Origin of the sequence: Sphingobacterium sp. JUb56, assembly GCF_014191365.1 — a bacterium.
Classification (GTDB): Bacteria; Bacteroidota; Bacteroidia; order Sphingobacteriales; family Sphingobacteriaceae; genus Sphingobacterium; species Sphingobacterium anhuiense.
In genome coordinates, this window is record NZ_JACHWL010000001.1 from 321,701 (window position 1) to 346,460 (window position 24,760).

14 protein-coding genes are annotated in these 24,760 nt (G+C 39.2%); all 14 read left to right on the top strand.

All coding sequences use genetic code 11. From position 1 onward, the window contains the following. Position 1: 1 nt before the first annotated feature. The gene (locus FHR29_RS01195; protein WP_183911884.1) at positions 2-1,987 is read left to right on the top strand and encodes a RagB/SusD family nutrient uptake outer membrane protein; all 1,986 of its coding nucleotides are present in this window, start codon (positions 2-4) and stop codon (positions 1,985-1,987) included. A 29-nt stretch (positions 1,988-2,016) separates the two neighbouring features. Further along, a complete protein-coding gene (locus tag FHR29_RS01200; protein WP_183911885.1) occupies positions 2,017-2,991 on the top strand; it encodes a DUF1735 domain-containing protein in 975 nt (324 codons plus the stop codon). Between the two features lie 556 nt (positions 2,992-3,547). Continuing rightward, positions 3,548-4,768 (top strand): enolase C-terminal domain-like protein, encoded by a 1,221-nt coding sequence (locus tag FHR29_RS01205; protein WP_183911887.1) that lies wholly within the window; start codon positions 3,548-3,550, stop codon positions 4,766-4,768. An 11-nt stretch (positions 4,769-4,779) separates the two neighbouring features. After that, positions 4,780-6,420: a sodium:solute symporter gene (locus tag FHR29_RS01210; protein WP_183911889.1), complete on the top strand. Its 1,641-nt coding sequence runs from the start codon at positions 4,780-4,782 to the stop codon at positions 6,418-6,420. Then, a complete protein-coding gene (locus tag FHR29_RS01215; RefSeq protein ID WP_260291447.1) occupies positions 6,404-6,844 on the top strand; it encodes an L-rhamnose mutarotase in 441 nt (146 codons plus the stop codon). The genes FHR29_RS01210 and FHR29_RS01215 overlap by 17 nt, the downstream gene beginning before the upstream one ends. A 152-nt stretch (positions 6,845-6,996) precedes the next feature. Then, the gene (locus FHR29_RS01220) at positions 6,997-9,420 is read left to right on the top strand and encodes a glycosyl hydrolase family 95 catalytic domain-containing protein (RefSeq protein WP_183911891.1); all 2,424 of its coding nucleotides are present in this window, start codon (positions 6,997-6,999) and stop codon (positions 9,418-9,420) included. Positions 9,421-9,505: 85 nt separating this feature from the next. Beyond that, positions 9,506-10,276 (top strand): SDR family NAD(P)-dependent oxidoreductase, encoded by a 771-nt coding sequence (locus FHR29_RS01225; RefSeq protein ID WP_183911894.1) that lies wholly within the window; start codon positions 9,506-9,508, stop codon positions 10,274-10,276. Positions 10,277-10,333: 57 nt separating this feature from the next. Further along, positions 10,334-11,680, top strand: a complete 1,347-nt coding sequence (locus tag FHR29_RS01230; RefSeq protein ID WP_183911896.1) for an alpha-L-fucosidase — start codon at positions 10,334-10,336, stop codon at positions 11,678-11,680. A gap of 223 nt (positions 11,681-11,903) precedes the next feature. Further along, positions 11,904-14,702, top strand: a complete 2,799-nt coding sequence (locus FHR29_RS01235) for a sugar-binding domain-containing protein (protein ID WP_221197778.1) — start codon at positions 11,904-11,906, stop codon at positions 14,700-14,702. 283 nt (positions 14,703-14,985) lie between these two features. Then, positions 14,986-18,213: a TonB-dependent receptor gene (locus FHR29_RS01240; protein ID WP_221197779.1), complete on the top strand. Its 3,228-nt coding sequence runs from the start codon at positions 14,986-14,988 to the stop codon at positions 18,211-18,213. 11 nt (positions 18,214-18,224) lie between these two features. Beyond that, on the top strand, positions 18,225-20,201 hold the full coding sequence (locus FHR29_RS01245) for a RagB/SusD family nutrient uptake outer membrane protein (protein ID WP_183911899.1): 1,977 nt from the start codon (positions 18,225-18,227) through the stop codon (positions 20,199-20,201). 259 nt (positions 20,202-20,460) lie between these two features. Continuing rightward, positions 20,461-22,701, top strand: a complete 2,241-nt coding sequence (locus tag FHR29_RS01250; protein WP_183911900.1) for an alpha-L-fucosidase — start codon at positions 20,461-20,463, stop codon at positions 22,699-22,701. A gap of 155 nt (positions 22,702-22,856) precedes the next feature. Further along, positions 22,857-23,435, top strand: a complete 579-nt coding sequence (locus tag FHR29_RS01255) for an RNA polymerase sigma factor (RefSeq protein ID WP_183911902.1) — start codon at positions 22,857-22,859, stop codon at positions 23,433-23,435. 153 nt (positions 23,436-23,588) lie between these two features. Continuing rightward, positions 23,589-24,710, top strand: a complete 1,122-nt coding sequence (locus FHR29_RS01260) for a FecR family protein (protein ID WP_183911904.1) — start codon at positions 23,589-23,591, stop codon at positions 24,708-24,710. Positions 24,711-24,760: the final 50 nt, after the last annotated feature.

A 24,760-nucleotide genomic window follows, 5' to 3' on the forward strand; every position in this document is an offset into this window, starting at 1 on the left:
TATGAAACGTATACTATTTTCAGTACTACTTGCAACAGTTACTTTAACCTCATGTGATTACCTCAATGTGGAGAAACATTTTGACGATACATTGAAATTCGATTCTATCTGGACCCGTAAAGATTATATTGAACGCTATATGTGGGGGACAGCTTCCATGTTTCCGGATGAAGGCCAAATTCTTTCAGGTCCCTGGACTCCAGGACCAATGGCCACAGATGAAGGGATCTGTACATTTAGCACCGGAGAATTTAAAGGAATCGGTTTTGTATTGGGCGAAGTTTCTGCTACGGATTCTAGAGGATTGGGGGTCTGGACGGGCATGTACCAAATTATCAGGAAATGTAATACAATTCTGGCCAATATGGACAAAGCAAAAGATCTGACCAATCTAGAGAAACTGGATATTATCGGCTATACCAGATTTATGCGTGCTTATGCTTATTATAAAATAGTAATGGACTACGGCCCTGTTGTCTTAGTCGATGACAAGGTCATGGAGAATAATGAGCCTTCGGACTATTATAATACACAGCGGGCTACTTATGACGAATCTGTCGACTATATCTGTGCAGAGATGGAAGAGGCTGCTAAATTTATGCCTCAGGCTTTGGCTGTCAATGTTTTTGGAAGACCAAGCAAGGGTGCTGCTTATGCTTTGATTGCTCGTCTCAGATTACAGCAGGCCAGTCCAATGTTTAATGGTGGGGTTCAGGGTGCAAAACTTTATTTTGGAAGCTGGACAAGAAGTACCGATGGGGTCCACTATGTTTCGCAGACCTATGATGAACGTAAATATGCGGTTGCCGCCGCTGCCGCACAGCGGGTAATGGAAATGGGTGCATACCAGTTGAATACTGTACCGCGCGAAGCAGACACGAAAATATTGCCACAAAATACGGGAGATGGAAATCTGACCGGTTCTTCATTTCCTAATGGTGCAGCAGATATTGACCCTTTCAGATCATACAATGATATGTTTACCGGAGAGACAGTAGCTTTTCGGAATAAGGAATTTATCTGGGCACGTATGTCTGATGCAGTAAGAAATACGACAAAGCATTCCTTTAACGTCGATCTGATGGGAGGCTGGAACGGTCTAGCGGTATCGCAGAAGATGGTCGATGCTTATTACATGGTCGATGGACGTGATATCAGCAACTCCAGTAAAGAGTTTCCATATATGGAAAATAAGATGGGGAAAGGTGGGGATATTCAGTTTTCAGGTTATACATTGCGACCGAATAAAGTCGATAGTATGTACCACAACCGCGAGATGCGTTTTTACGCCAATGTCGGATTTTCAGGTAGACTGTGGAAAGCGAATACGACCACAGAAGCGCGGTACAAAAATCAGATCATTGAATATTTCCTTGGTGGAAACTCAGGAAAAACAGCATCATCGCTTTCTAACCAGGATTATCCGCTTACAGGATATGTTTTGACAAAATATGTTCATCCGGACGATGCCTGGAAAGGAACTGGCGGAGTGGTCATGGATAAGTCATATGCCATTATACGGTACGCTGAAATTTTGTTGATCTATACGGAAGCGCTCAATCAGCTTACGCAATCGCACAATATTACACTGGGTGAAAATACGTATACTGTTGGTAGAGATCAGGGTAAAATCCAGGCCGCATTCAACCAGGTGCGGTACCGTGCAGGCCTTCCTGGGCTTAGTGCGGGTGAGGTGGCGTCAGCGGCCAAGGTTCAGGAACTTATTGAAAGGGAGTCGATGATCGAGTTTTTATTTGAAAATAAACGCTACTATGATGTAAGGCGATGGGCAACATATGAAGATAGTGAACGTGAACCTGTGGTTGGAATGAACATAGAAGCTCCGCTAAATGGCTATTTTCAGCGTGTTTCGGTCAATAGCCGTATTGTGCGAGAGCGGGTTGTGGATCGTAAAATGATCTTTCTCCCTGTTTCTCAGAATGAAGTGCGGAAGGTAAAAGATTTTGATCAGAATCCGGGATGGTAACCAATATTTGAAAAATTAATTTTAAGATAATGAACAAGCTTAAAGAAAAAACACTGTTATGCGGGATGTTAATCCTGCTGACTCTGGTATCCTGCAATAAAGAAGAATTTTTTGACAAAGAGCTTTATCAAAAGATGATCTATATCGTGAGTGGCCAGTATAATGTAGATGCTGAGGAGTTTTCTTTCGAGGAGAAAGAAAGTGTGCGTAATATTTCATTTTCAAGCAGTGGTAGTGAAGATATCGATCAGGATATCATTATTGATGTCAAACCTGATGATGTGCTTTTGCCAATTTATAATAAAGCAAACTTTGATCAAGATGAGCAGAAATTTGCTAAGATCTTGAATCCTGCGTATTATAAGTTGGGAAGCAATCAAGTCATATTAAAAAAAGGAGAACCGAATGTTTCTCTTCCTGTTTTTATGACTGCATCACAGATGGAGAAATTATCTCCTGATTCTATATATTTTATTCCGTTACAGATCAGTAATGTATCACACTACACTGTGAATGAGAAGAAAAAAAATGTGTTGTTCAGGGTGCAGACCAGTAACCGATATGCACAAACGAAGAAAAAGACTTTTTATAGTCTTAAAGGATATAAGATTGATACAGTTGGAAATACGGTTAACAATGTCCTCATGACTTCTACATCAAAACAGATGTTACCACTGAATAAGAATGAAGTGCGTATCTATATCGGTAATACGAACCTGACTGCACCAACTGTACCGAATATTAAACGTAATGCCCTTGTCTTGAAGATAAATGAAAATAATTCAGTCAATATAAGAGCTTATGAAGAAAGTGAAGCAGGATTAATGGTACAACAGCTGGCACGACCAGCAGATGAACCGGATTTTGTTTACTTAAATACGTATGTACCCACGAAGGAAAAAGAGCGATTTTTGCTGTACTATAGGTATAAAACTTTTGATACAGTAACCAAGCAATGGAGCAGGTGGTTTTATATGAAGGAGGATTTAAGAAAGCTAGAATAAAGATCTCCCAAATGAGTAAGGAAATTTCAAAGATGGTTAGTGTGTGGTGCAGGAGAAATTCTGTGCCACATTTTTTGTTTAAGTTGTTGAGAGTTTCTTGAATTCATAAACACTTATTATTTATTTACATTTTTTAAGCAGTTAAGAAGTCTGGTAATTAGCTTGAATAAATTTACGGAAGATTTAAGGTTTTGGTAAGATTTTATGTTAATATAGTATCAATACTGATTAATAATCCGTCAATCATACGTATTTATTTACGTTAATTTTATGATCATTAAATAACCAATGATAAAAAAATGCCACATCGTGGTAACTAGCAGTGTTTACGGACTACACTTATTATGATTTTTGGATGAATAAGTTCTCTTTATCCATATTAGTATTCCGAGCTGTCAGTATACAAAAGAATTTTTGAATAAATATATTATGAATTAGTTGTATTGAAAGGTTTAAAAATGGTGATTAAAAGGAGTCCCCTCTCCCTTTTCATATGTTCAAGATTGACATTAACGAAATAAACATATAATAATAAAATAACAGTTTAAATAAATAGATGATAACGAGATTTGATATCGAAGATAAACGCTTTCCTTTGAATACAGGAGCTGGAAGTGATGCTGTGCATAAAGACCCAATTTATTCTTATGCCGTAACCCGATTAGTGGATGACAAAGGCCGTGTGGGTACTGGATTAGCCTTTACTATTGGGGCTGGTAATGAATTAGTATGCCAGGCTGCGGCCTTTTATGCTGAACGCTTAGTGGGCAAAGGGATAGAAGAAACGATGGCCGACTTTGGTCGTATATTCAATGCGCTGAGCAATGAACAGCAGTTTAGATGGTTGGGCCCCCATAAAGGAATTGTGCATTTGGCACTGGCTTCAGTAACCAATGCTTGTTACGATCTATGGGCAAAAACCAGAGGTGTGCCGCTATGGAAATTGTTGACCGATCTGACAGCTAAGGAGATTGTGAATACACTTGATTTATCGTATTTAGAAGATGAATTGACCGCTCAGCAAGCGATTGCTTTGCTAGAAACGAATTTGGCCACGAAGGATAGCCGTATGGGTGTCATTGATAGTGGCTATACGGGATACGATACTTCAGTGGGCTGGTTTAACTACTCGGATGAGCAAGTGCGGGAGAATTGCCGTAGGGCTTTAGATAATGGTTTTAGTGCGATGAAGCTGAAGGTTGGAAGTACTGACCCGCTCCGTGATATTAAACGTGCTCATATTGTAAGGGAGGTAGTCGGCGATGCCGCTACAGTTATGTTGGATGCAAATCAGCAATGGACACTTCCGCAGGCACTGTCGATCTGTGATGAACTGAAAGCGATGAATCCATATTGGATTGAAGAGCCTACACATCCAGATGATATTTTAGCACATAAGACATTAACAGATGCAATAGCGCCAATTAAGGTTGCAATGGGTGAACATGTCCCCAATCGTATTGTATTTAAGAATTATCTACAGCTAAATGCCGCTGGATTTGTGCAGGTCGATGCTGTCAGGGTAGGTGGTGTTAGTGAATTTATCAGTGTAAGTTTATTATGTCGAAAATATAATATTCCGGTAGTGCCACATGTGGGCGATATGGGACAATTGCATCAGCATCTGGTGCTTTTTAATCATATTTCCATGGGTCATGAAGCATTATTCTTAGAACATATTCCGCATTTAAAATCCCATTTTGTACATCCTGTACAGATTGAAGGGGGCGTGTATAAAACTCCTATGGAAGTAGGAAGTAGTTGTGATTTACTTTAATTAATAATTTGATGTTAGGATCGTTAGACTTAAGTATTGCCATCATTTATATATTACTCATCTTAGCGGTAGGGATATGGGCAGGGGTGAGTCAGAAACTCGAAAATAAAGGTTCTGCCAGTGACTATTTTTTAGCGGGCAAATCGTTGAAATGGCCGGCAATAGGACTTGCACTCTTTGCAACGAACATATCTACTGTGCATTTGGTCAGTCTCGCACAGAGCGGATTTGATACCGGGTTGTTGAATGGTAATTTTGAGTGGATGGCTGCTTTTACGCTTATTCTGCTGGCTTTGTTTTTTGTGCCGTTTTATCTGAAGTCAGGTGTTTCAACTTTACCTGATTTCCTAGAACGTAGGTATGATAAAGCAAGCCGTGAATGGCTGACGATGATCTCCATTGTATCGGCAATTGTGATTCACATTGCCTTTTCGATGTTGGCAGGAGGGATCGTGCTCAAAACACTTTTCGGTTTTGATATGTATCTGAGTATTACCGTCATCTGTATTATCACGGGCATCTATACGATACTCGGAGGTTTACGGGCAGTGGTTATAACGGAATCTATCCAGACTATTGTTCTTTTGGCTGGTGCTTTTATTATCAGTTTTGCTGCTTACGATAAGATGGGCGGATGGATTTCGATGAAGGATGTTTTGGTTGATGAAGGTCAGCTTGAACGATTATCGATGTTGCGTCCCCATGGGGACAGCAGTGGTATGCCATGGTATGCCGTGATCTTAGGTTACCCCATTTTAGGTATCTGGTACTGGTGTGCGGATCAGACGATTGTGCAACGGGTACTCGGTGCTAAGGATGAAAATCATGGCCGAGTGGGAGCACTTTTTTGTGGGTTTATTAAAATCTTGCCGGTTTTTATTTTTGTTCTTCCTGGATTATTTGCCTACACTTTATTTAAAACGGGGCAGTTGGATCTGACAAGCTTAGGTGTTGACGTTGCCGGAAATGTAAATTCAAAAGGTATCTATACGTTGATGATTACACAATTGTTGCCATCTGGTTTGATCGGGGTATTGGTCGCAGCTTTGCTATCGGGTTTAATGAGTCAGATATCAGGTGCACTCAATTCTATTTCCACTATGGTCAGCTATGATATCTATAAGCAGAAGAGACCACATGCAACAGATAAGCAGCTTATAACTGCAGGTAAAATCTCGGCAGTAGTAGCTATGGCTTTTTCTTTAGCTCTTCTTCCTTTGTTAGATAAATACGAAAGTATATTTAATGGAATCAACGATGTAATTGCACATATCGCACCGCCGATAACATGTGTATTTCTTTTAGGAATCTTTTGGAAGAAGGCTTCTGCGGCATCTTCGAAATGGACACTATGGATCGGTTCTGCATTGGGTGTGATTGTCTTTATCGCGAATAAGCTTTTACCAGGAACATGGATAGGCCAGATCCCCTTTATGGTGATGGCCTTTTACCTGTTTATAATCTGTGTGTTGATACAAATCATATTTTCTTATCGTTTTCCTGTGCAACATACAGCCGAAAGTAAGGAATTATACTGGAAAAATCCACTGGAACCTCTTAGGGGAAAAGCTTGGAAAGGTATTGGAAATTATAGGGTATTATCGGGACTATTGTTATTAATTGTTGTGGTATTATATGGAATATTTAAATAAAAAGGTATTATTTCGATTTGTAATCGGGGTAGTGATGGTTTCATTAATCTTCGTCGGCTGTAAAGCCTCCAATTCATCTCAAAAGATGAAAAGGTATGCATCTGTAACCGGACTTAAGGAAGAGAAAATAGAGGAGTATAAAAAGCTCCATGCAGCGGCATGGCCTAGTGTGTTAAAAATGATAAAAGAATGTAATATTCAGAATTACTCCATTTACTTAAAAAAAATAGACGGGAAAAACTACCTCTTTAGTTATTTTGAATATGTAGGTGATAATTTTGAATTGGATATGAAGAAAATGGGAGATGATCCAGAGACACAGCGCTGGTGGAAAGAGACGGATCCCTGTCAGATTCCGTTACCGGATGCTGCAGCAAAGGGTGCAACTTGGTCAGATATGGAAGAGGTTTTCCACACGGATTAAAATGCATATTGTATCTTAGAATTTTCGCTATCGAAAAATTTATTTGATTTTAATGTCGTTTATGTAAACGAAATTATATAATATATCATTAAACAGAGTGTCATGTGCTCATTTTTACCAATTAAAACCGACACTCATAAATTATAATTGCAATGAATAATACAAAGCAACTTGCTGCTTGTTTACTAATTTTTTGTATTGGTATTTCGACTTTGAAAGCCCAGGATGCAAAAAGGAATAAAATTTGGTATGAAAGTCCGGCTAATGCACTTGTTAAAGATGCGGCAAATGGATGGGAAAGTGATCCCGAATGGCTGAAAGCATTGCCTGTAGGTAATGGTTCACTTGGAGCTATGGTATTTGGCGATGTTAACCATGAACGTATACAGCTTAACGAGATGACGTTATGGAGCGGTAGTATGGATGATGGCGATAATCCGGATGCACCGAACGCACTCAACAAAATTAGGCAATTGCTCTTTGAAGGAAAATACAAAGAAGCGACAGCGCTAACGAATAAAACACAGATAACGAAGGGTAAGGGATCTGGATCCGGAAATGGGGCAAACGTGCCTTTTGGTTGTTTTCAGACATTAGGTGATCTGCGGTTAGATTTTGGATCGGATAAACCATATCAAAACTACTATCGCGAACTGGATCTGATGAGCGGAATAACGCGGTCAACTTTTATTCAGAATGGCGTCAAGTTTACGAGGGAAGTGTTTGCTAGTCATCCGGATCAGGCTATTGTCATTCGTTTGACTGCGGATCGTCCCGGAGCAATTCAGGTTGCTCTGAACCTGGATCGACCGGAAAGGTTCGAGACACGTGTGGTTGACAATAGGCTGCAGATGTCAGGAACGATGGACAACGGTAGAGGAGGAGATGGAATGAAATATATTGCGCAGGTCACTCCGGTGCTGGAAGGCGGAAAAATTAGTGCATTAGGTAAAGCGATCCAGATTACTGGGGCAAATGCATTGACTCTGATTGTGACGGCTAAGACAAATTATAAGCAGGAATATCCAACATTTGTTAATCCAAATTTTGAAAAAGAGCATGCTCAAATCGTGGCTAAGATTGTGTCTAAAAAATATCCGCTTCTGAAAAAGAGACATACAGAAGATTTCTCGTCTTATATGAACCGAGTGGACTTTCGATTGGGGAATGCAAAGAATGATCAAGCAACAAACACCTTGATGGCTAGTAATGTGCAATCTGGGAATGAACAGGTTTTGTATCCATTATATTTTCAGTATGGTCGATATCTCCTGTTATCATCATCACGAGATGGTGGATTACCGGCAAATCTGCAAGGAATCTGGGCTAATAAAATACAGACTCCGTGGAATGGTGACTACCATACGGATATCAATGTTCAGATGAATTATTGGCCGGCGGAAGTGGCAAACTTATCGGAATCGCATCGACCATTGATGGACCTGATTGCTTCTTTAGTGGCACCGGGTCAAAAGACTGCAAAAACACAATATCAAATGTCGGGTTGGGCCCTGCACCCGATCACAAATGTATGGGGGTATACTTCTCCTGGAGAAAGTGCGAGCTGGGGCATGCACATTGGTGGTGGCGCCTGGATAGCGCAACATATTTGGGAACATTATGCTTTTACAAAGGATAAAGCTTTTTTAACCAAAGCTTATCCGATCTTAAAAGAGGCTTGTCTATTTTATCTGGACTGGTTGGTCGCTGATCCTAAAACTGGTTTTTTGGTTTCTGGTCCTTCTCCATCTCCTGAAAATTCATTTAAAGCTCCTGACGGTTCTGTGGCACAGATCAGTATGGGGCCATCACATGATCAACAGGTGATCTACAATCTTTTTAATAACACACTTAAATCGGCTAAAATAGTAGGCGGTGAACAAGATGGTTTTGTAAAAAGTGTTGAGGCGGCTAAAGATAAACTGGCAAGACCAACAATAGGAGGCGATGACAGGTTAATGGAATGGGCACATGAATTTGAGGAAGTTGAACCTGCTCACAGGCATTTGTCACATCTATTTGCCTTTTATCCGGGTAATGAAATAACGGTGAATAAAACACCAGAGCTAGCTAAGGCGGTACAGAAATCTTTAGAAAAACGAGGTGATGATGGTGTGGGATGGACCTATGCATGGAAAATTGCACTGTGGGCAAGGTTGCATAATGGTGCTCGTGCATTGACGATGTTGAATAAACAGTTGAGACCGACGGGAGATATGAATACAAAATATGATGGCGGTGGTGGGACATATTATAATATGTTTGATGCTTGTCCTCCTTTTCAGATTGATGGTAATTTTGGTGTGATCGCAGGAATGGCTGAAATGCTTTTGCAAAGTCATGAAGATTTTATCGAATTGTTACCTGCACTTCCTAAGGATTGGACTGAAGGTGAAGTATCAGGTTTAAAAGCACGAGGAGCTGTCGAAGTGAATATGAATTGGCAGGGCGGTAAATTGAAGTCCGCTTTTGTCAAAGCAAAGTACAGTACAACATGTAAGATTAAGTATAAGGAGCGTACAATTGAAGTAAAACTAATACCGGGTAAAAGCGTTAATTTACAGAAATTATTATAATCGTGATCACGGTTGTGGCATAAAGTTGACAAGAAAAAGCTTACGGGCTTTTAATAATAAATAGCTATAAAAAAGATCGAGTTCAATGAAAGAATTGAAGGATAAAGTAATCTTGATTACCGGCGGTACAGCGGGGATTGGATTGGCCTGCACACAAGCGTATGTGGCTGCAGGGGCATATGTGGCTGTCATCGGATTGGACGAGCTGAGTGTTGCGGAAACGATAAAAACAATAGGTGGTGAGCATCTGGGGATTTGCTGTGATGTGTCTCAAGACCAGGATGTACGGGAGAGTGTAGAAAAGACAATAGCCCGTTTTGGAAAGCTAGATGCTATTCATAACAATGCCGGATTGGGTTCCCCATCAAAACCTTTGCATACAACAACAGATGATGAGTGGGATCTCTTGATGAATGTGAATATCAAGAGTATCTTGTTGACGACACGTCATGGTTATCCTCATTTAAAAGCGTCGAAAGGCTGTATCATACATACAGGGAGTTTGGTGGGAGAGATCGGACAGGAAAATCATGCGGCTTATTCGGCGACAAAAGGTGCCATAAATGCGCTTACTAAATCAATGGCGCTGGACTATGCAAAAGATGGAGTAAGGGTTAATACTGTGCTTCCTGCAGCAGTAATGACGCCAATGCTTAAGACATGGGCTCAGGAGCAGGCCGATCCCGATAAGGTCTTTGATTTTTTGAAAGATATTCATGCATTGGGCTACTGTCCTGATGGTGATGTGATCGCTGATGCCTGCGTATTTCTATTGTCTGATAAAGCACGCTTTATTACGGGAGTTAATTTACCGGTGAGCGGTGGTGCAGAGCTGGGTTACAGAAGAAATGTGTAGTGGGAATATTGATTTATAATGAAAATTTCAGTGTGTCTGGATATATAATATGAATAAATGATAAAAAAAAGTATTTTATTCCTCTGTCTAGCTTTGGTACATGCTAGTTACGGACAGGAAACAGATGCCGCTAAAGCACAGCATACCATCCTTGGTCAGAATGCAGCGGGCTATTCAGGAGCACAAGATGTCAGGATTAATAGCCATCCCGATGCGCAATGGTTTCCTGCTGCTGGTCTCGGTTTGTTTATCCATTTTGGATTGGCAGCTGTACATGGCGGGATCGATCTCTCCTGGGGAATGTATGCTAATAAATCTTGGGAAGATGGTGAGCTGGTTCCTAAAAAATATTGGGGTTTAGCGGATCAATGGGATCCAAAGAATTTCAATCCTAAAGATTGGATCGATCTGGTTGCTCAAGCAGGCTTTAAATATATCGTTTTAACGACAAAACATCATGACGGCTATACCTTATGGCCCAGCAATTATGGTGAGCTAGGTGTAAAACAAAAAATGAAGGGCCGGGATTTAGTTCAGGAAGTGGTAGATGCTTGCCGAAAAAAAGGCTTGAAGATTGGGTTTTACTATTCTCCACCAGATTGGTACTTCGATCAGGATTATATCAATTGGGATTATAGTGGAAAATCGGTCATGAATACTTCGTATGAAAAGATCGGTAAATTGCCACAAATGACCGAACAGCATAAGGCGAAGAAACGGGACCTGGTGAGAGGACAGCTTAAGGAATTGCTTTCAAACTATGGAAAGATTGATCTGCTTTGGTTTGATGGTGGTGCAGGGGAAATGACTAATGATGAAGTCCGGGCGCTTCAACCGGGGATCGTGATCAACCGTCGGAATGGAGAGGTTGGTGATTATGCTGATTCGGAGGGTGTATTGCCAACAAAAAGATTCAATAGCTGGTTTGAGACCTGTGACCCTTGCTGGCCACAGCGCTGGTGGAGTTATTCAACCAGTGACAGGATGATGACGGGCGATGAGGCAATCGAAAAGCTAATCATCTTGAGGGGGTGGAATGGTAATTATTTAGCTAATGTTGGACCTGCTGCTGATGGAAGCATACCTAAAGAGGCTATTGAGGCTTGGAAGACGATGGCTACGTGGATGAAACATTCTGCTGAATCTGTGTTTGAGACCACTAGTGGTGATTTTCCAGAGAAGTCTAATCAACCCGTTACCCGTAAAGGAAAAGATGCTTATGTACATGTATTTCCCAATTTTCATAAGACGGTAGAAATGGATGTAAACCAGTCTCCTAAAAAGGCTGTATTGCTTCGGACAGGTAAATCTGTTCCGTTTGTCGTTGAAAGTGGGAAATTGAAAATGAATATTGAGTCGCACGATCGGACTAGAATGGTTGATGTAGTTAAATTGATCTGGTAACGTGTTTATTGCAGAATGTGAAATTCATTATTATACTTCCTTATGATTTTTTAGGAAGGATTGTAAATGATCAACAAAAGGAAAGTTCATCTACCGGATAGATGAACTTTCCTTTTTTTTTACATGTTTTTGAGCATTTTGTCTATTGTCTATACCGTTGTCTGCTAGCTAAATTTGTGATTGTGTTAAATACACGATGTTGAATAAGGAATAAGCAAAAACTATGATAACAATTAAAAATTTTCTTCGCTATGGTCTGCTTTTAAATGGCTTGACCCTTGGTGCTGTTGGTTATGCGCAGGAGAAACTGGATCTTTCCGGCAAATGGTCGGTTGCATTGGATTCTTTGGATATTGGCGAGAAGCAGGGGTGGCCGACACAATATTTTAAGCAGTCCATGCTTTTACCGGGTACGACTGATGATGCTGGTTTGGGAACTGCAAATACGCTAAAGCCCGCTCTTCAAAAACCACAAGTGTCACACTTGACACGTAAACATGCGTATCTAGGTTCTGCCTGGTATAGTAAAGCTATCGCTATACCCAAGGCTTGGGACAAGAAGAGGGTGATCTTAAAACTGGAAAGAACAATCTGGAAAACAAATGTCTGGGTAGATGGTCAAAAGGTAGAATTGGAGGAAAATAGTCTAATTGCCCCTCATTTTTATGATATAACACCTTATTTAAAGGCGGGAAAAGAGCAACAGATTACAATCAAAGTGGACAACCGTAAGCTTTTTGATATCAGTACTGATAATATGGGACATGCTTATACCGATCATACACAGATTATTTGGAATGGTGTTATCGGTGAAATTAGTCTGCAGGCATTAGATCAGGTTAACCTTTCCGATTTACAGGTTTTTCCTGATTTAGTTCGAAAAATAGTTCGCGTAAAGGTTAAGGCACATAATTTTGATAGTAAGGCAATTAAGGGGACCCTTAATGTGCAGATTGGACAGCAAGCTAAAAATGAAATATACCCGAACAAGAAACTTGTTTTGAATCCCGGTGTAACAGAACTGGAATACGAATATCCGATTGAAGGTGATGTGAAGACGTGGAGTGAGTTTACTCCTGATCTGTATACTTGCGAGGTATTCTTGAAAACCAAAAAACATCAATCTAAGGAAAATGTTCGTTTTGGTATGCGCGAATTTGCATCAAGGGGCAATGCTTTTGAATTGAATGGCATGCCTGTTTTCCTGCGCGGTACTTTAGAATGTAATATTTTTCCTTTAACCGGACATCCTCCGATGGATAAAGCGGGATGGGAGAAAGTTTTTATGACGGCAAAGGAATGGGGTTTGAACCACATCAGATTTCATTCTTGGTGTCCGCCAAAGGCTGCATTTGATGTTGCGGATGAAATCGGGATGTACTTGCAGGTAGAGCTTCCGGTATGGTCTTTAACGATCGGACAAGATGCTGGAATGACTTCATTTTTATACCAGGAAGCAAGCCGTATGATTCGTGAATATGGTAATCATCCTTCTTTTATGATGTGGAGTATGGGTAATGAGTTGCAGGGTGATATGAAAACCTTAAATAAGTTGGTCGATTCATTGAAATCGGTTGATAAAAGGCATCTGTATGCTAATACATCTTACACGTTTGAAAGTGGGCATGGAGATCGACCTGAATATAATGACGATTTTCTGATTACCCAATATACGAAAGATGGTTGGGTAAGGGGACAGGGTGTATTTAATTCGAAATCACCGGCATTTAATACAAATTATGAAAAAGCGGTTGCGAATTTTCAAGTTCCAATTGTAACCCATGAAATCGGTCAATACGCAGTATACCCTAATCTGAAAGAGATTGATAAATATACGGGTGTATTGGAACCAATCAATTTTAAGGCGGTAAAAAAGGATCTGGAAAAGAAAGGGATGTTGGGGCAAGCCGATTCTTTTACGTCTGCTTCAGGAAAACTAGCAGCAATTTTATATAAAGAAGAAATAGAAAGAGCGCTTAAAACAGGTGGAATCAGTGGTTTTCAATTGTTGGATCTGCATGATTTTCCTGGCCAGGGAACGGCTTTGGTTGGATTGCTTGATGCTTTCTGGGATAGTAAGGGTGTGATTGATGCGAAGACTTTCAGCCAGTTTAATGCGCCGATTGTTCCTTTACTTCATTTTCCAAAGGCAACGTATATGAACTCGGAGCGATTTGAAGCACAGATTGCGGTATCGAATTATGGTGGCAAAATACTTAAAAACCAGGAAATCGTATGGCGCATCAAAGACGGAGAAAAAGTTTTAAAAAGCGGAACAGTTGTTGGTAATCTTTCCAATGGATACAATGCGGGCATTGGACAGTTGCAGTTTGATTTGGGAGAAGTACCGACGGCATCAAAATTGTCTGTGGAAGTTGATCTGAAAGGTACTGCATATACCAATAAATGGGATATCTGGGTATATCCTGAATCAGAAAAAGTTTCATATGGCGATGTGCATTACACAAGAGATGTGAATGAAGCATTTGTACTGCTGAATCAAGGGAAAAAGGTCTTATTGAATCCGGATTGGAAAAAGATAAAAGGACTAGAAGGAAAATTTGTACCTGTATTCTGGAGCCCGGTTCATTTTCCTAAACAGGCGGGAACAATGGGAATGTTGGTTGATCCTAATCACGCGATGTTTAAAAAATTTCCAACAGACTTGCATACCAATTGGCAATGGTGGGATCTGAATATCAATTCCACAACAATGATCGTTGATTCATTGTCAGGTGGTCAATCAGTAATTCAGATGGTGGATAACTTTGCTAATAACCGTAAATTGGCATTGGCTTATGAAGCGAAAGTTGGTCAGGGTAAATTAATGTTGGTTTCAATAGATCTATCTCAAAAATTGGATGAACGTTTTGTGGCAAAGCAATTGTTGATCTCTACGCTGGATTATATGAATAGCAATCAATTTAATCCAACAGCCATTCAAAATCCGGAGCAGATTAAAGCATTGATGATTAAAACAGATAAAGAACAATTGAAAACAGATCCCAAGAGTATTTATTAAAAAAAGGCTATAGAGGGGGAAAATAGATCGTACTATTTTTCTGACTTTTAGTCCATGAATAAAATCTATTTTAAATATAATTTTAAAAACGATCAAGTAGCATTTCTACTTGATCGTTTTTTTTGATTTCCTTATTTACTATCGAGCAGTTGGAATTTCGTTCTTTTCTCTAAACCTATTCCTCATTAGTAATGAGCTGTTTTTACATCGTTTTAATTCTTTCTTACATTTTTACGAACCTATACTCTTTTATTTTTGCTTTGAACCAAATATCAAATCAATAATGAAAGTGAATTTAATAACATGTTGTCTCTGGGCAACTCGGCTGTCTGTCCCGAAATGGCATCAAATAGCCTTACTTAATGCTTTTTGTGCCATAACAATTAGTGTTCAAGCACAAAATAATATATCGGTTCAAGGGGTAGTACGTAATGAACAAGGTGTTGTTATGGAAGGAGTGAGCGTTAGGGCAAAAGGAACTGCAATCGGAACACAAACGGATATAAATGGTGCTTTTAAGCTAAACGTACCAAATCAAGAAACGATTCTACAATTTTCTTATATTAATTACATCAAGCAGGAGATAGCTGTTGGTAAAGAAACCCAATTTACAGTTACATTATCTTCTGAGAATAATATGATTGATGAGGTTGTAGTTGTTGGCTTTGGGCAGCAAAAACGAACTAATTTGACTGGATCGGTGGCTGTTGTAGATAAAAAATCATTGGAAAATAGACCTGTTAAGAATGCACTGCAGGCACTGCAGGGCCTTGCTCCAGGATTGAATATTTCTCAAAATAACGGTTCTCTGGAAAGTAACCCCGCTTTAAATATTCGCGGAAGTGGTACAATAGGACAATCGTCATCAGCTCCTTTAGTTTTAATAGACGGAGCGGAGGGATCATTGACTGCTTTAAATCCACAAGATATCGAAACTGTCACTGTCCTTAAGGATGCGAGTACCGCTTCCATCTATGGGTCTAGAGCGGCGTTTGGTGTTATACTTGTAACAACTAAGTCTGGCCAAAAAGGGAGTCGCCCTGTAGCTTCTTACAATAATAGTTTACGGATAAGTACGCCTGCATTAACATTGAAAACGATGGACTCTTATTCATTTGCAAATTATTTTAATCAAGCACAAGTCAACGGAAACGGCGCCCCCCATTTTGACCAAGAACATCTGGAACGAATCAAGCAATTTCAAGAAGGTAAAATTAGTACGAGTATTATTCCTAATCCTACCAATCCTGCACAATGGGCCGATGGATATATGAAGGGCAATGATAATGTGGATTACTTTGATCTGATGTATAAAGATCAATCTTTTGGACATGAGCATAACCTAAGTCTTGCGGGAGGTAGCGATAAGACAACCTATTACGTCTCTGCCAATTTATTGGATCAACAGGGTTTAATGGCGCTTAATACGGATGTCTATAAGCGATATTCGATGTCAGCAAGGATAAATTCGCAAATATCCAGTAAACTAAACTTAAATTATATAGGAAGACTTGTTCGTGAAGATTTTAAAAAGCCAACGGATCTTAATAATTCTTTTTATGACAATCTAGGCCGTCAGGGCTGGCCTACATTACCTTATAAGGATCCAAATGGATTTCTTTATAATTCACCCTCACCGGTAATGGGGATGTTAGAAGGGGGAGATTATAAGACCGTTAAAGATATCAATACACAACAGGTGCAACTTGTTTTCGAACCCCTTAAAGACTGGAAAACCTACGGGACTGCAACTTACAGGATTACGAGCCGTTTTGATAATACTTTTTCAAACCAACTTTATAACCATGATGTCGCAGGAAATCCGATTCTTTATAAAAATTCTTCTTATGTAGCGGAATACGCTTATAAAGAAAACTATTATAATATCAATGCCTACACTGAGTTGACCCGTAATTGGAACCTGCATAACTTTAAAGGAATGGCTGGTTTCCAAATCGAAAGCGCAGCTTATCGTGACCTAAATGCTTCTCGAGATGGTATCATGATTATTGGACAACCTGTCATTGATTTGACTTCAGGCACAGATCCAAGTGGACAGCCAAAGGCACCTACAGTATCTGGTCAGTATCAGGATTGGGCATCGGCCGGATTTTTTAGCCGGTTTAATTATGATTATGATTCTAAGTATTTGTTGGAAGCGAGTATGCGTTATGATGGATCTTCTCGATTCAGAGCAGACAGTAGATGGGGATTCTTTCCATCATTTTCTGCAGGCTGGAATCTTGCTAAGGAGAGTTTTATGGAGAATACAAGATCATACATCGATATGATCAAACTTAGGGCCTCATACGGTGAACTAGGAAATCAAAATACCAATGTTTGGTACCCAACTTATGTTGTAATGCCCGTCGGTATTGCATCCGGAAGTTGGCTTCTTAATAATCAGCGTCCAAATACGGCATCTGCAGCAGGATTGGTGAGTGCAAATCTGACATGGGAAACGGTTAAAACGTTAAATATGGGAGTTGATTTTGCTTTATTAAGCAATCGGTTATTTGGCTCATTTGATGTTTTCCAGAGAAAAACATTGAATATGGTGGGGCCAGCACCACAACTGTCCAATACTTTGGGTACTGCGGTGCCTCAAGCGAATAATACAGATTTAAAAACGAATGGATTTGAATTAACATTAGGATGGAGGGACAAAATTGCGGACAATTTTGGATATAATGTTAAGTTTTTACTGTCGGATTATACTTCTACGGTTACAAGGTATCCAAATCTAACTGGTTCATTTAACGGAGGCTATAGAGAAGGGCAGAAGTTGGGTGAAATATGGGGATATGAAACCATAGGGATTGCCAAGTCTAAGGAAGAAATGGAAAGTCATTTAAATAGCTTACCTAACGGCGGACAGTCTGTCATTGGAAGTCAATGGGAAGCCGGTGATATCATGTACAAAGATTTGAACAATGATGGTAAAATTGATTTTGGGTCTTGGACAGAATCGGAGCCTGGGGATCGTAAAGTAATCGGAAATAGTACACCGAGATATGCCTTTGGGTTCAATTTTGGGGCTGATTATAAAAATTTCGATTTCAGTATGTTCTTACAGGGAGTAATCAAACGTGATGTATGGCAACCGGGTTATTATTTTTGGGGTGCCACCTCTAATATTTGGGCATCTACAGGGTTAACCCAACATATGGATTATTTTAGAACTGGAGATAATATGTTTGGTGAAAACCTTGATGCTTATTATGCGCGTCCAATATTTGGTACGAATAAAAATCAGGAGGTTCAAACACGGTACCTACAGAATGCAGCTTATATCCGACTTAAAAATATTCAGATCGGTTATACGGTTAATGCTGATGTGCTGAAGAAAATCGGTATTTCAAAGGGAAGGATATATTTGTCTGGTGAAAATTTATGGCAAAAATCAAATGTCGCGACAATGTTTGATCCTGAAACCATAGATGGAGGTTCCAGTGGTACGGTTTACCCACTTACCAAAATGTGGGCAGCAGGGTTAAGTCTTACATTTTAATTCAAAAAAACATGAAATTACTAAAATATCTTACTTTAGTGCTACCGCTTTGGATGGTAGCAGGATGCAATGATTATCTCGATATTACACCCCCTTCGCAGATAATCCCAGAAAAATATCTTAATGAAGAATCGCAATTAGCAAGTTATGCTATAGGACAATATCCTAATATTCTTCCATCACACTCCGGTTGGGGTTTCGGCACATTTGGAATTGATGCTGGAACGGATAATATGATATCTCCAGATATAAACAAGCGATATCTTCCCGGTGAATGGAGAGTGGATACTGAGGGTGGTGCTTGGGAGTTTTCGAACATTTATCAGATGAACTTTTTCCTGAACAGCGTCTTACCAAAATGGAAGGCTAAAACAATAGTGGGAAATCAACAAAATATTGAACATTACATTGGTGAGATCTATTTTTTACGTGCATATATCTATTTTCAGAAATTACAGGAATTAGGTGATTTTCCGATTATTAGAAATGCAATGAATGATAAAGATCCACAAATTTTGATCGAAGCAGCAAAGCGAGATCCACGCACCGAAGTTGCCCGGTTTATCATCTCGGATCTAGATTCGGCAATTACATTATTGAAAAGCACATCAATAGATGGTGCGAAGCAACGTATCTCTAAAAATGTGGCGTTATTATTGAAATCTCGAGTTGCTTTAAATGAAGGAACTTGGTTGAAATATTTCAAAGGAACGGCATTTGTTCCTGATGGTGCTGATTGGCCAGGAAAAACGAAAGCGTATACGCAAACATATACTTATCCAACAGGAAGCATCGATGGTGAAATTAACTATTTTCTTTCTCTAGCTATGGATGCCTCTAAGCAGGTGGCAGATCAAATTGATCTGGTGCCCAACACTGGAATTATTGAATCACCAAATAACGAAAACCCTTACTTTTCGATGTTTGGAGCAGTAAATATGGCAGGATATAGTGAAGTTCTTTTATGGAGACAGTACAGTGAAAGTCTTGTAACACATAATGTTCCTGTGTATGCGCAACTTGGTAACTATGCGGTTGGTTTAACGCGGAGCTTGGTGGAAAGTTTCCTTATGAAAAATGGATTACCCATATATGCTGCAGGATCTGGATATCATGGCGACGATTATATTGCCGATATCCGGAAGGAGAGAGATGGTAGATTGAACCTGTTTTTAAAAGAACCAGGACAAAAAAATGTTCTTTTAAATCTGGGGGTAGGAACGCATGGTACACCCATTGAACCTTATCCAAGTATCGGCGAAACGACAGCAGAACGACGTTATATTTCTGGTTATACCATTCGAAAAGGCATTTCATATGATGGAAAACAGACGAATAATGGTATGGGATTTACTGGAAGTATTACTTTCCGTGCAACCGAAGCTTACCTCAATTACATAGAAGCATCTTATGAAAAAAATGGTAGCATCGATGCGACTGCAAGAAACTATTGGCAAAAGATCCGTCAACGGGCAATGGTTGATGTAGATTTTGAGAAAACAATAGCGGCAACTCAGATGGGATTGGAGGTAAAGGATTGGGGTGCTTATTCTGCTGGAAATCTGATTTCTCCGACCTTATATAATATCAGAAGAGAACGAAGAAATGAATTGATGGCTGAAGGATTACGCTTGATGGATTTAAAGCGCTGGCGCTCGATGGATCAATTGGTTAGCAAAGCTGATCATTTTGAAGGTTTCAAAATATGGGGACCTATGAAGAGTTGGTATAAACCAGAGCAACTCGTTTACGGTGCCGATGAACCAAAGGCTATTGTATCTGACCCGAGTTTGGGTATGTATCTTCGTCCTCATGAAATTCGCCGGAATATGCTTTCTTATAACGGAGTACGGTTTACTTTAGCGCACTATTTGTCACCAATCGCGGTACAGCATTTTCAACTTGCCTCAACAGATGGTTCGGTAGCGAATTCAGTTATTTACCAGAATCCTGGCTGGCCAATAGCAGCAGGGCTTGGAGCAAAATAGATCAATTTCTGGTTGTTAATCTGCTATTTCCATTTTATTGTATAAATAAAATGGAAATAGCAGATTTTTTTTGAACTATTGTATTACGACGAATTGCTTCCTTGTGTCTGATGTTTAAGTTTAAAATGGTAATATAGGCTTAGTATACGTTAATTTTGTATTCATCTTTTTCAGTAGGACAAAGTAAATTGCACATTGAATAATGCTCAGTACTATTATTCAAAATCTAAATAACTATGTTAATCAAATTATTAGAATTATGAATAAATCTATCCTATTGACATCTATGTTAGGGTTTGCCTCTATATATGGTCATGCGCAAGTGAATAGTAAGAAAATACCTGTTAAGAATACGTACGAAATTAAGAGTACCGATAGTCCTGAAGATATATTAAGGAAAGCCGTTCATGTTGTGCCTACAGCAAATCAATACCAGGCTTTAAAAAATGAATTTATTGCTTTTATCCATGTTGGTCCCAATACATTTACTAAAATGGAATGGGGAAATGGTATGGAAGACCCGAAGATCTTTGATCTTAAAAACCTAGATACTGACCAATGGTGCGAGGCAATGAAGGCTGCCGGTATGAAGAAAGTAATCATAACGGTGAAGCATCATGATGGTTTTGTGCTTTGGCAAAGTAGGTATACGAAACATGGTATTATGTCTACTGGATTCAGAGAAGGAAAAGGTGATATCTTGAAAGATTTAACAGCTTCCTGTAAGAAGTATGGATTAAAACTGGGGGTCTATTTATCTCCAGCAGATCTTTTTCAAATTGAAAGTGCTGATGGACTTTATGGCAATTTAAGTGAATACACGCAACGAACAATTCCTCGTGAAGTAGCTGGAAGACCATTTAAAAATAAAACAAAGTTCAATTTTAAAGTAGACGATTACAACGAATATTTCTTAAACCAACTGTTTGAATTATTGACGGAATACGGTCCTGTACACGAGGTTTGGTTTGACGGTGCGCACCCGAAAACAAAGGGTGGACAAAAATACAATTACGATGCGTGGCGTGAACTGATCAAAAAGTTGGCCCCAGAGGCCGTAATTTTTGGGAAAGAAGATATCCGATGGTGTGGGAATGAATCTGGAAATACCAGAAGCACGGAATGGAATGTAATTCCATATCATGACGATCCTGCAGGACTTCAGAATTTTCTTGATCTTACAGATGAAGATTTGGGAAGTCGGGCGAAGGTATTAAAAGCTAAATACCTACATTACCAACAGGCCGAAACAAATACTTCGATTCGAGAAGGATGGTTTTATAGAGACGATACGCATCAGAAAGTGAGAAGTACTGATGATGTTTTTGATATTTATGAACGATCGGTCGGGGGTAATTCTACATTTCTTTTGAATATACCACCGAATAGAGATGGAAAATTTTCACCTGAAGATGTTAAGGTACTACATGAAGTAGGAAGCCGTATTAAAGAAACCTACGGTCAGAATCTTTTGCGTGGAGCAAAAGGAAGCAAAGAAACATTGGATGACAATATGGAATCCTTTAGTATCTTGTCGGATAAAAATCCGGAACTGATTTACACTACTGTAAAGCCTGTGAAAATAAATCGCTTTGTTATTCAGGAAGCTGTAAGCACAAATGGTGAACGTATCGAAAAGCATGCTTTAGATGCTTGGATCGATGGTCAATGGAAAGAGATCGCCCATGCGACTAATGTGGGGTACAAACGTATTCTTCGTTTCCCGGAAGTGACATCAGATAAATTCCGCATTCGTGTGTTAGAAAGTAGGGCTACTCCGGTTATCAGCAATGTCTCTGCTCATTATGCTCCCGGAAGACCTCCGCAATTGGTATTTAATCGCAGTGTAGATGGTATGGTTGCTATTGCTCCTTTAAAAAGTGAGTTTGGATGGAAACCGCATGGTGAGGATATTCTTAAAAATCTAAACACCAATTTTCAAATACACTACACGTTAGATGGCAGTCAACCTACAGCACAGTCACCTGTATATACACAGCCGATTGCTGTAAAAGGTGGGCAGATAAAAGCTGTGGCAATTAATGCTGATAAATTGGTCGGTGCAGTTGCAGAAGAAACAATTGGTATTGCTAAAAAACAATGGCAACTTATCGATAATAGCAGTGAGATTGCTAAACATGGTGCGAAATTGGCTTTCGATGCAGACCCAAAAACGTATTGGCAATCTAATGATAATGGCGCTTCACAACATATTTCGATAGATCTTGGAAAGCAGTATAATTTAACAGCATTTAGTTATACACCACAAAAAGAACACGGCAAAGGGATGATGGCGAAAGGCGTGGTGAGAGTCAGTAATGACGGAAAGAATTGGAGTGATGCTGAACGATTTGAATTTGGAAATCTAATTAATGATCCTACAAAGCGCACACATCGATTTTCTAAAAATATCCAAGCACGATACATCACGGTTGAATCGACAGAAATAACTGGAGGAGGAAAACTCCTTACTGTAGCGGAACTGGATTTTATTGAATAACCGATTTACATTTAATGTCTATGTTTGAAAAACCAATAAATATCAATTATACGCTTGATGTTTATTGGTTTTTTTTATAATTTGACAGTCCAATTTGACTTAATATGAAATCTGCCTAAGTAGGTTAACAACTTACTGCTTTAAAATTTATTCCAATGAAAGATATTAGCGACTGTTCACTTTGCCAATTGATTAATGAAGGCTCTGAAAAGGCATATACTGAAGTCTACAATAGATATTGGGCTAGTATTTATTTAGTGGCAAAAAATCGTACGCGTGACAATGAAATTGCAGAAGAGATCGTTCAAACTATTTTTTTTAATCTATGGAGAAGAAGAACTAGTGTTCAGATCTTAGACTCATTTCAGCCCTATTTGGCAAAAGCTGTAAAGTATGAAATTATAAATTACTATGCACGTAGTAAGCATCGGGAAAACTACCTCGAGTGGCTTTCAAAATATAGGAATCAATTGGATTTTACGATTGAGGAAGAACTTGACGCTAAATTTCTAAGTGAAATTATAGAAAGGACAGTGTGCGTATTACCGGAAAAATGTCAACTTATTTTCCGGCTACGGGTAGAAAGTGGGTATACGCAAAAAGAAATAGCAACAGAGCTGGAAATCTCTGAGAAAACAGTAGAAACGCAATTGTTGAAAGCAAGAAAGCGTATTCGTACTGTTTTGGGTACTAGTGGTACATTAAAAGCACTGTTGATCTTCTTAAATATTTAGCGGTATTTTTTCATCCAGAGTGCCAGATTTATGTTTGCAAAACCCTCGTAAATTCTTACATGTATTGGATTTTAAAAAAAAATAAAATTTTGAAGTAGGGGATAAGGTCTTTACGATTGGTAGGTAGTATAATAAGCCTAAGTACCAAATCATATGAAGGACCAATTATCCTTAAACCGAATTCAAGAACTTTCAAAAAAAGTTCTTGATAAAACTATTTCTGAAGAAGAACTGATCGAACTCGACCAGTGGTATACTTCCTATAATGATAATGAAGTAACTGAACTATCAGAACAGGAATTGCAGGATCTCGGGCGCAAGCTGTATACCATTATTAAGGAAAAGAATAACCCACCTATTAAACGAATCAATTTTATTCGAATTATCTCAAGTTGTGCTGCTGTTTTGGCAATGCTGCTGATTGGTTATTGGTTATATTTCTCTTTTAATAACGGAAACGAACATGCGCATTTAGAAAACAAACAGGCAGTAATAAAAGATGCTAAAGGAAATGAACACACTTTTGATGATTTACAGGTAGGTGAACAGCGACAGGCGGGTGCACTTGCTTATATGAAAGAAAAGGATGGTTCGATTGTCTTTTTAGAAAATAATAAGGAGCAATCAAATAATGAAATATCAACTGTTATCACACCTAAAGGTGGTGAATATAAAATCCATCTCCCAGATGGGACTATGGTGTGGATGAATGCCGATTCAAAATTGGAATTTAATGTTGCTTTTTCCAAACATGAGCGTTACGTAAAACTGCAAGGGGAAGCTTACTTTGAAGTAAAGCATTTGAATAATACACCGTTCATTGTAGAAACACCCAAAGAGAAAATTCGCGTTTTAGGTACAAAATTTAATGTCTATGCTTATCTATCCGAGGAAAAATCAATTACTTCTCTTACAGAAGGTAGTGTGCAGGTTGGTTCAAAAGACAAAGTGGAAAAAGCTGTTATTTTAAAACCTGGCCAGCAGTCAGTACGATCTGGAAATAAGGTTAATATTCAAAATTTTGATGTTAATGAAGTGCTTGCCTGGAAAAATGGAGAATTCATGTTTAACCAAGCTCGTCTGGAGGACGTTACGGAGGCTCTTTCGAGATGGTATGATGTTGAATTTGAATTTGCTGATGCTGAATTGCGGTCGGTAGAAATCTGGGGAACATTGTCTAAGTCTGAAAAATTGGAAGAAAATCTGCTTGCGCTGCAAAAGACACAGAGTGCAAAATTTGAAATTAAAGGAAGGAGGGTGATGGTGATAAAATGATCTACTTATTATGAAGCTAGAGAGGGGCAACTCTCTAGCTAATTGATAAA

Excerpts from the sequence above, each read along its gene's own strand:
- FHR29_RS01240 (WP_221197779.1), top strand. The coding sequence starts at position 14,986 with ATGAAAGTGAATTTAATAACATGTTGTCTCTGGGCAACTCGGCTGTCT.
- FHR29_RS01205 (WP_183911887.1), top strand. The coding sequence starts at position 3,548 with ATGATAACGAGATTTGATATCGAAGATAAACGCTTTCCTTTGAATACA.
- FHR29_RS01235 (WP_221197778.1), top strand. The coding sequence starts at position 11,904 with ATGATAACAATTAAAAATTTTCTTCGCTATGGTCTGCTTTTAAATGGC.
- FHR29_RS01220 (WP_183911891.1), top strand. The coding sequence starts at position 6,997 with ATGAATAATACAAAGCAACTTGCTGCTTGTTTACTAATTTTTTGTATT.
- FHR29_RS01215 (WP_260291447.1), top strand. The coding sequence starts at position 6,404 with ATGGAATATTTAAATAAAAAGGTATTATTTCGATTTGTAATCGGGGTA.
- FHR29_RS01260 (WP_183911904.1), top strand. The coding sequence starts at position 23,589 with ATGAAGGACCAATTATCCTTAAACCGAATTCAAGAACTTTCAAAAAAA.
- FHR29_RS01225 (WP_183911894.1), top strand. The coding sequence starts at position 9,506 with ATGAAAGAATTGAAGGATAAAGTAATCTTGATTACCGGCGGTACAGCG.
- FHR29_RS01210 (WP_183911889.1), top strand. The coding sequence starts at position 4,780 with ATGTTAGGATCGTTAGACTTAAGTATTGCCATCATTTATATATTACTC.
- FHR29_RS01255 (WP_183911902.1), top strand. The coding sequence starts at position 22,857 with ATGAAAGATATTAGCGACTGTTCACTTTGCCAATTGATTAATGAAGGC.
- FHR29_RS01245 (WP_183911899.1), top strand. The coding sequence starts at position 18,225 with ATGAAATTACTAAAATATCTTACTTTAGTGCTACCGCTTTGGATGGTA.
- FHR29_RS01200 (WP_183911885.1), top strand. The coding sequence starts at position 2,017 with ATGAACAAGCTTAAAGAAAAAACACTGTTATGCGGGATGTTAATCCTG.
- FHR29_RS01195 (WP_183911884.1), top strand. The coding sequence starts at position 2 with ATGAAACGTATACTATTTTCAGTACTACTTGCAACAGTTACTTTAACC.
- FHR29_RS01230 (WP_183911896.1), top strand. The coding sequence starts at position 10,334 with ATGATAAAAAAAAGTATTTTATTCCTCTGTCTAGCTTTGGTACATGCT.
- FHR29_RS01250 (WP_183911900.1), top strand. The coding sequence starts at position 20,461 with ATGAATAAATCTATCCTATTGACATCTATGTTAGGGTTTGCCTCTATA.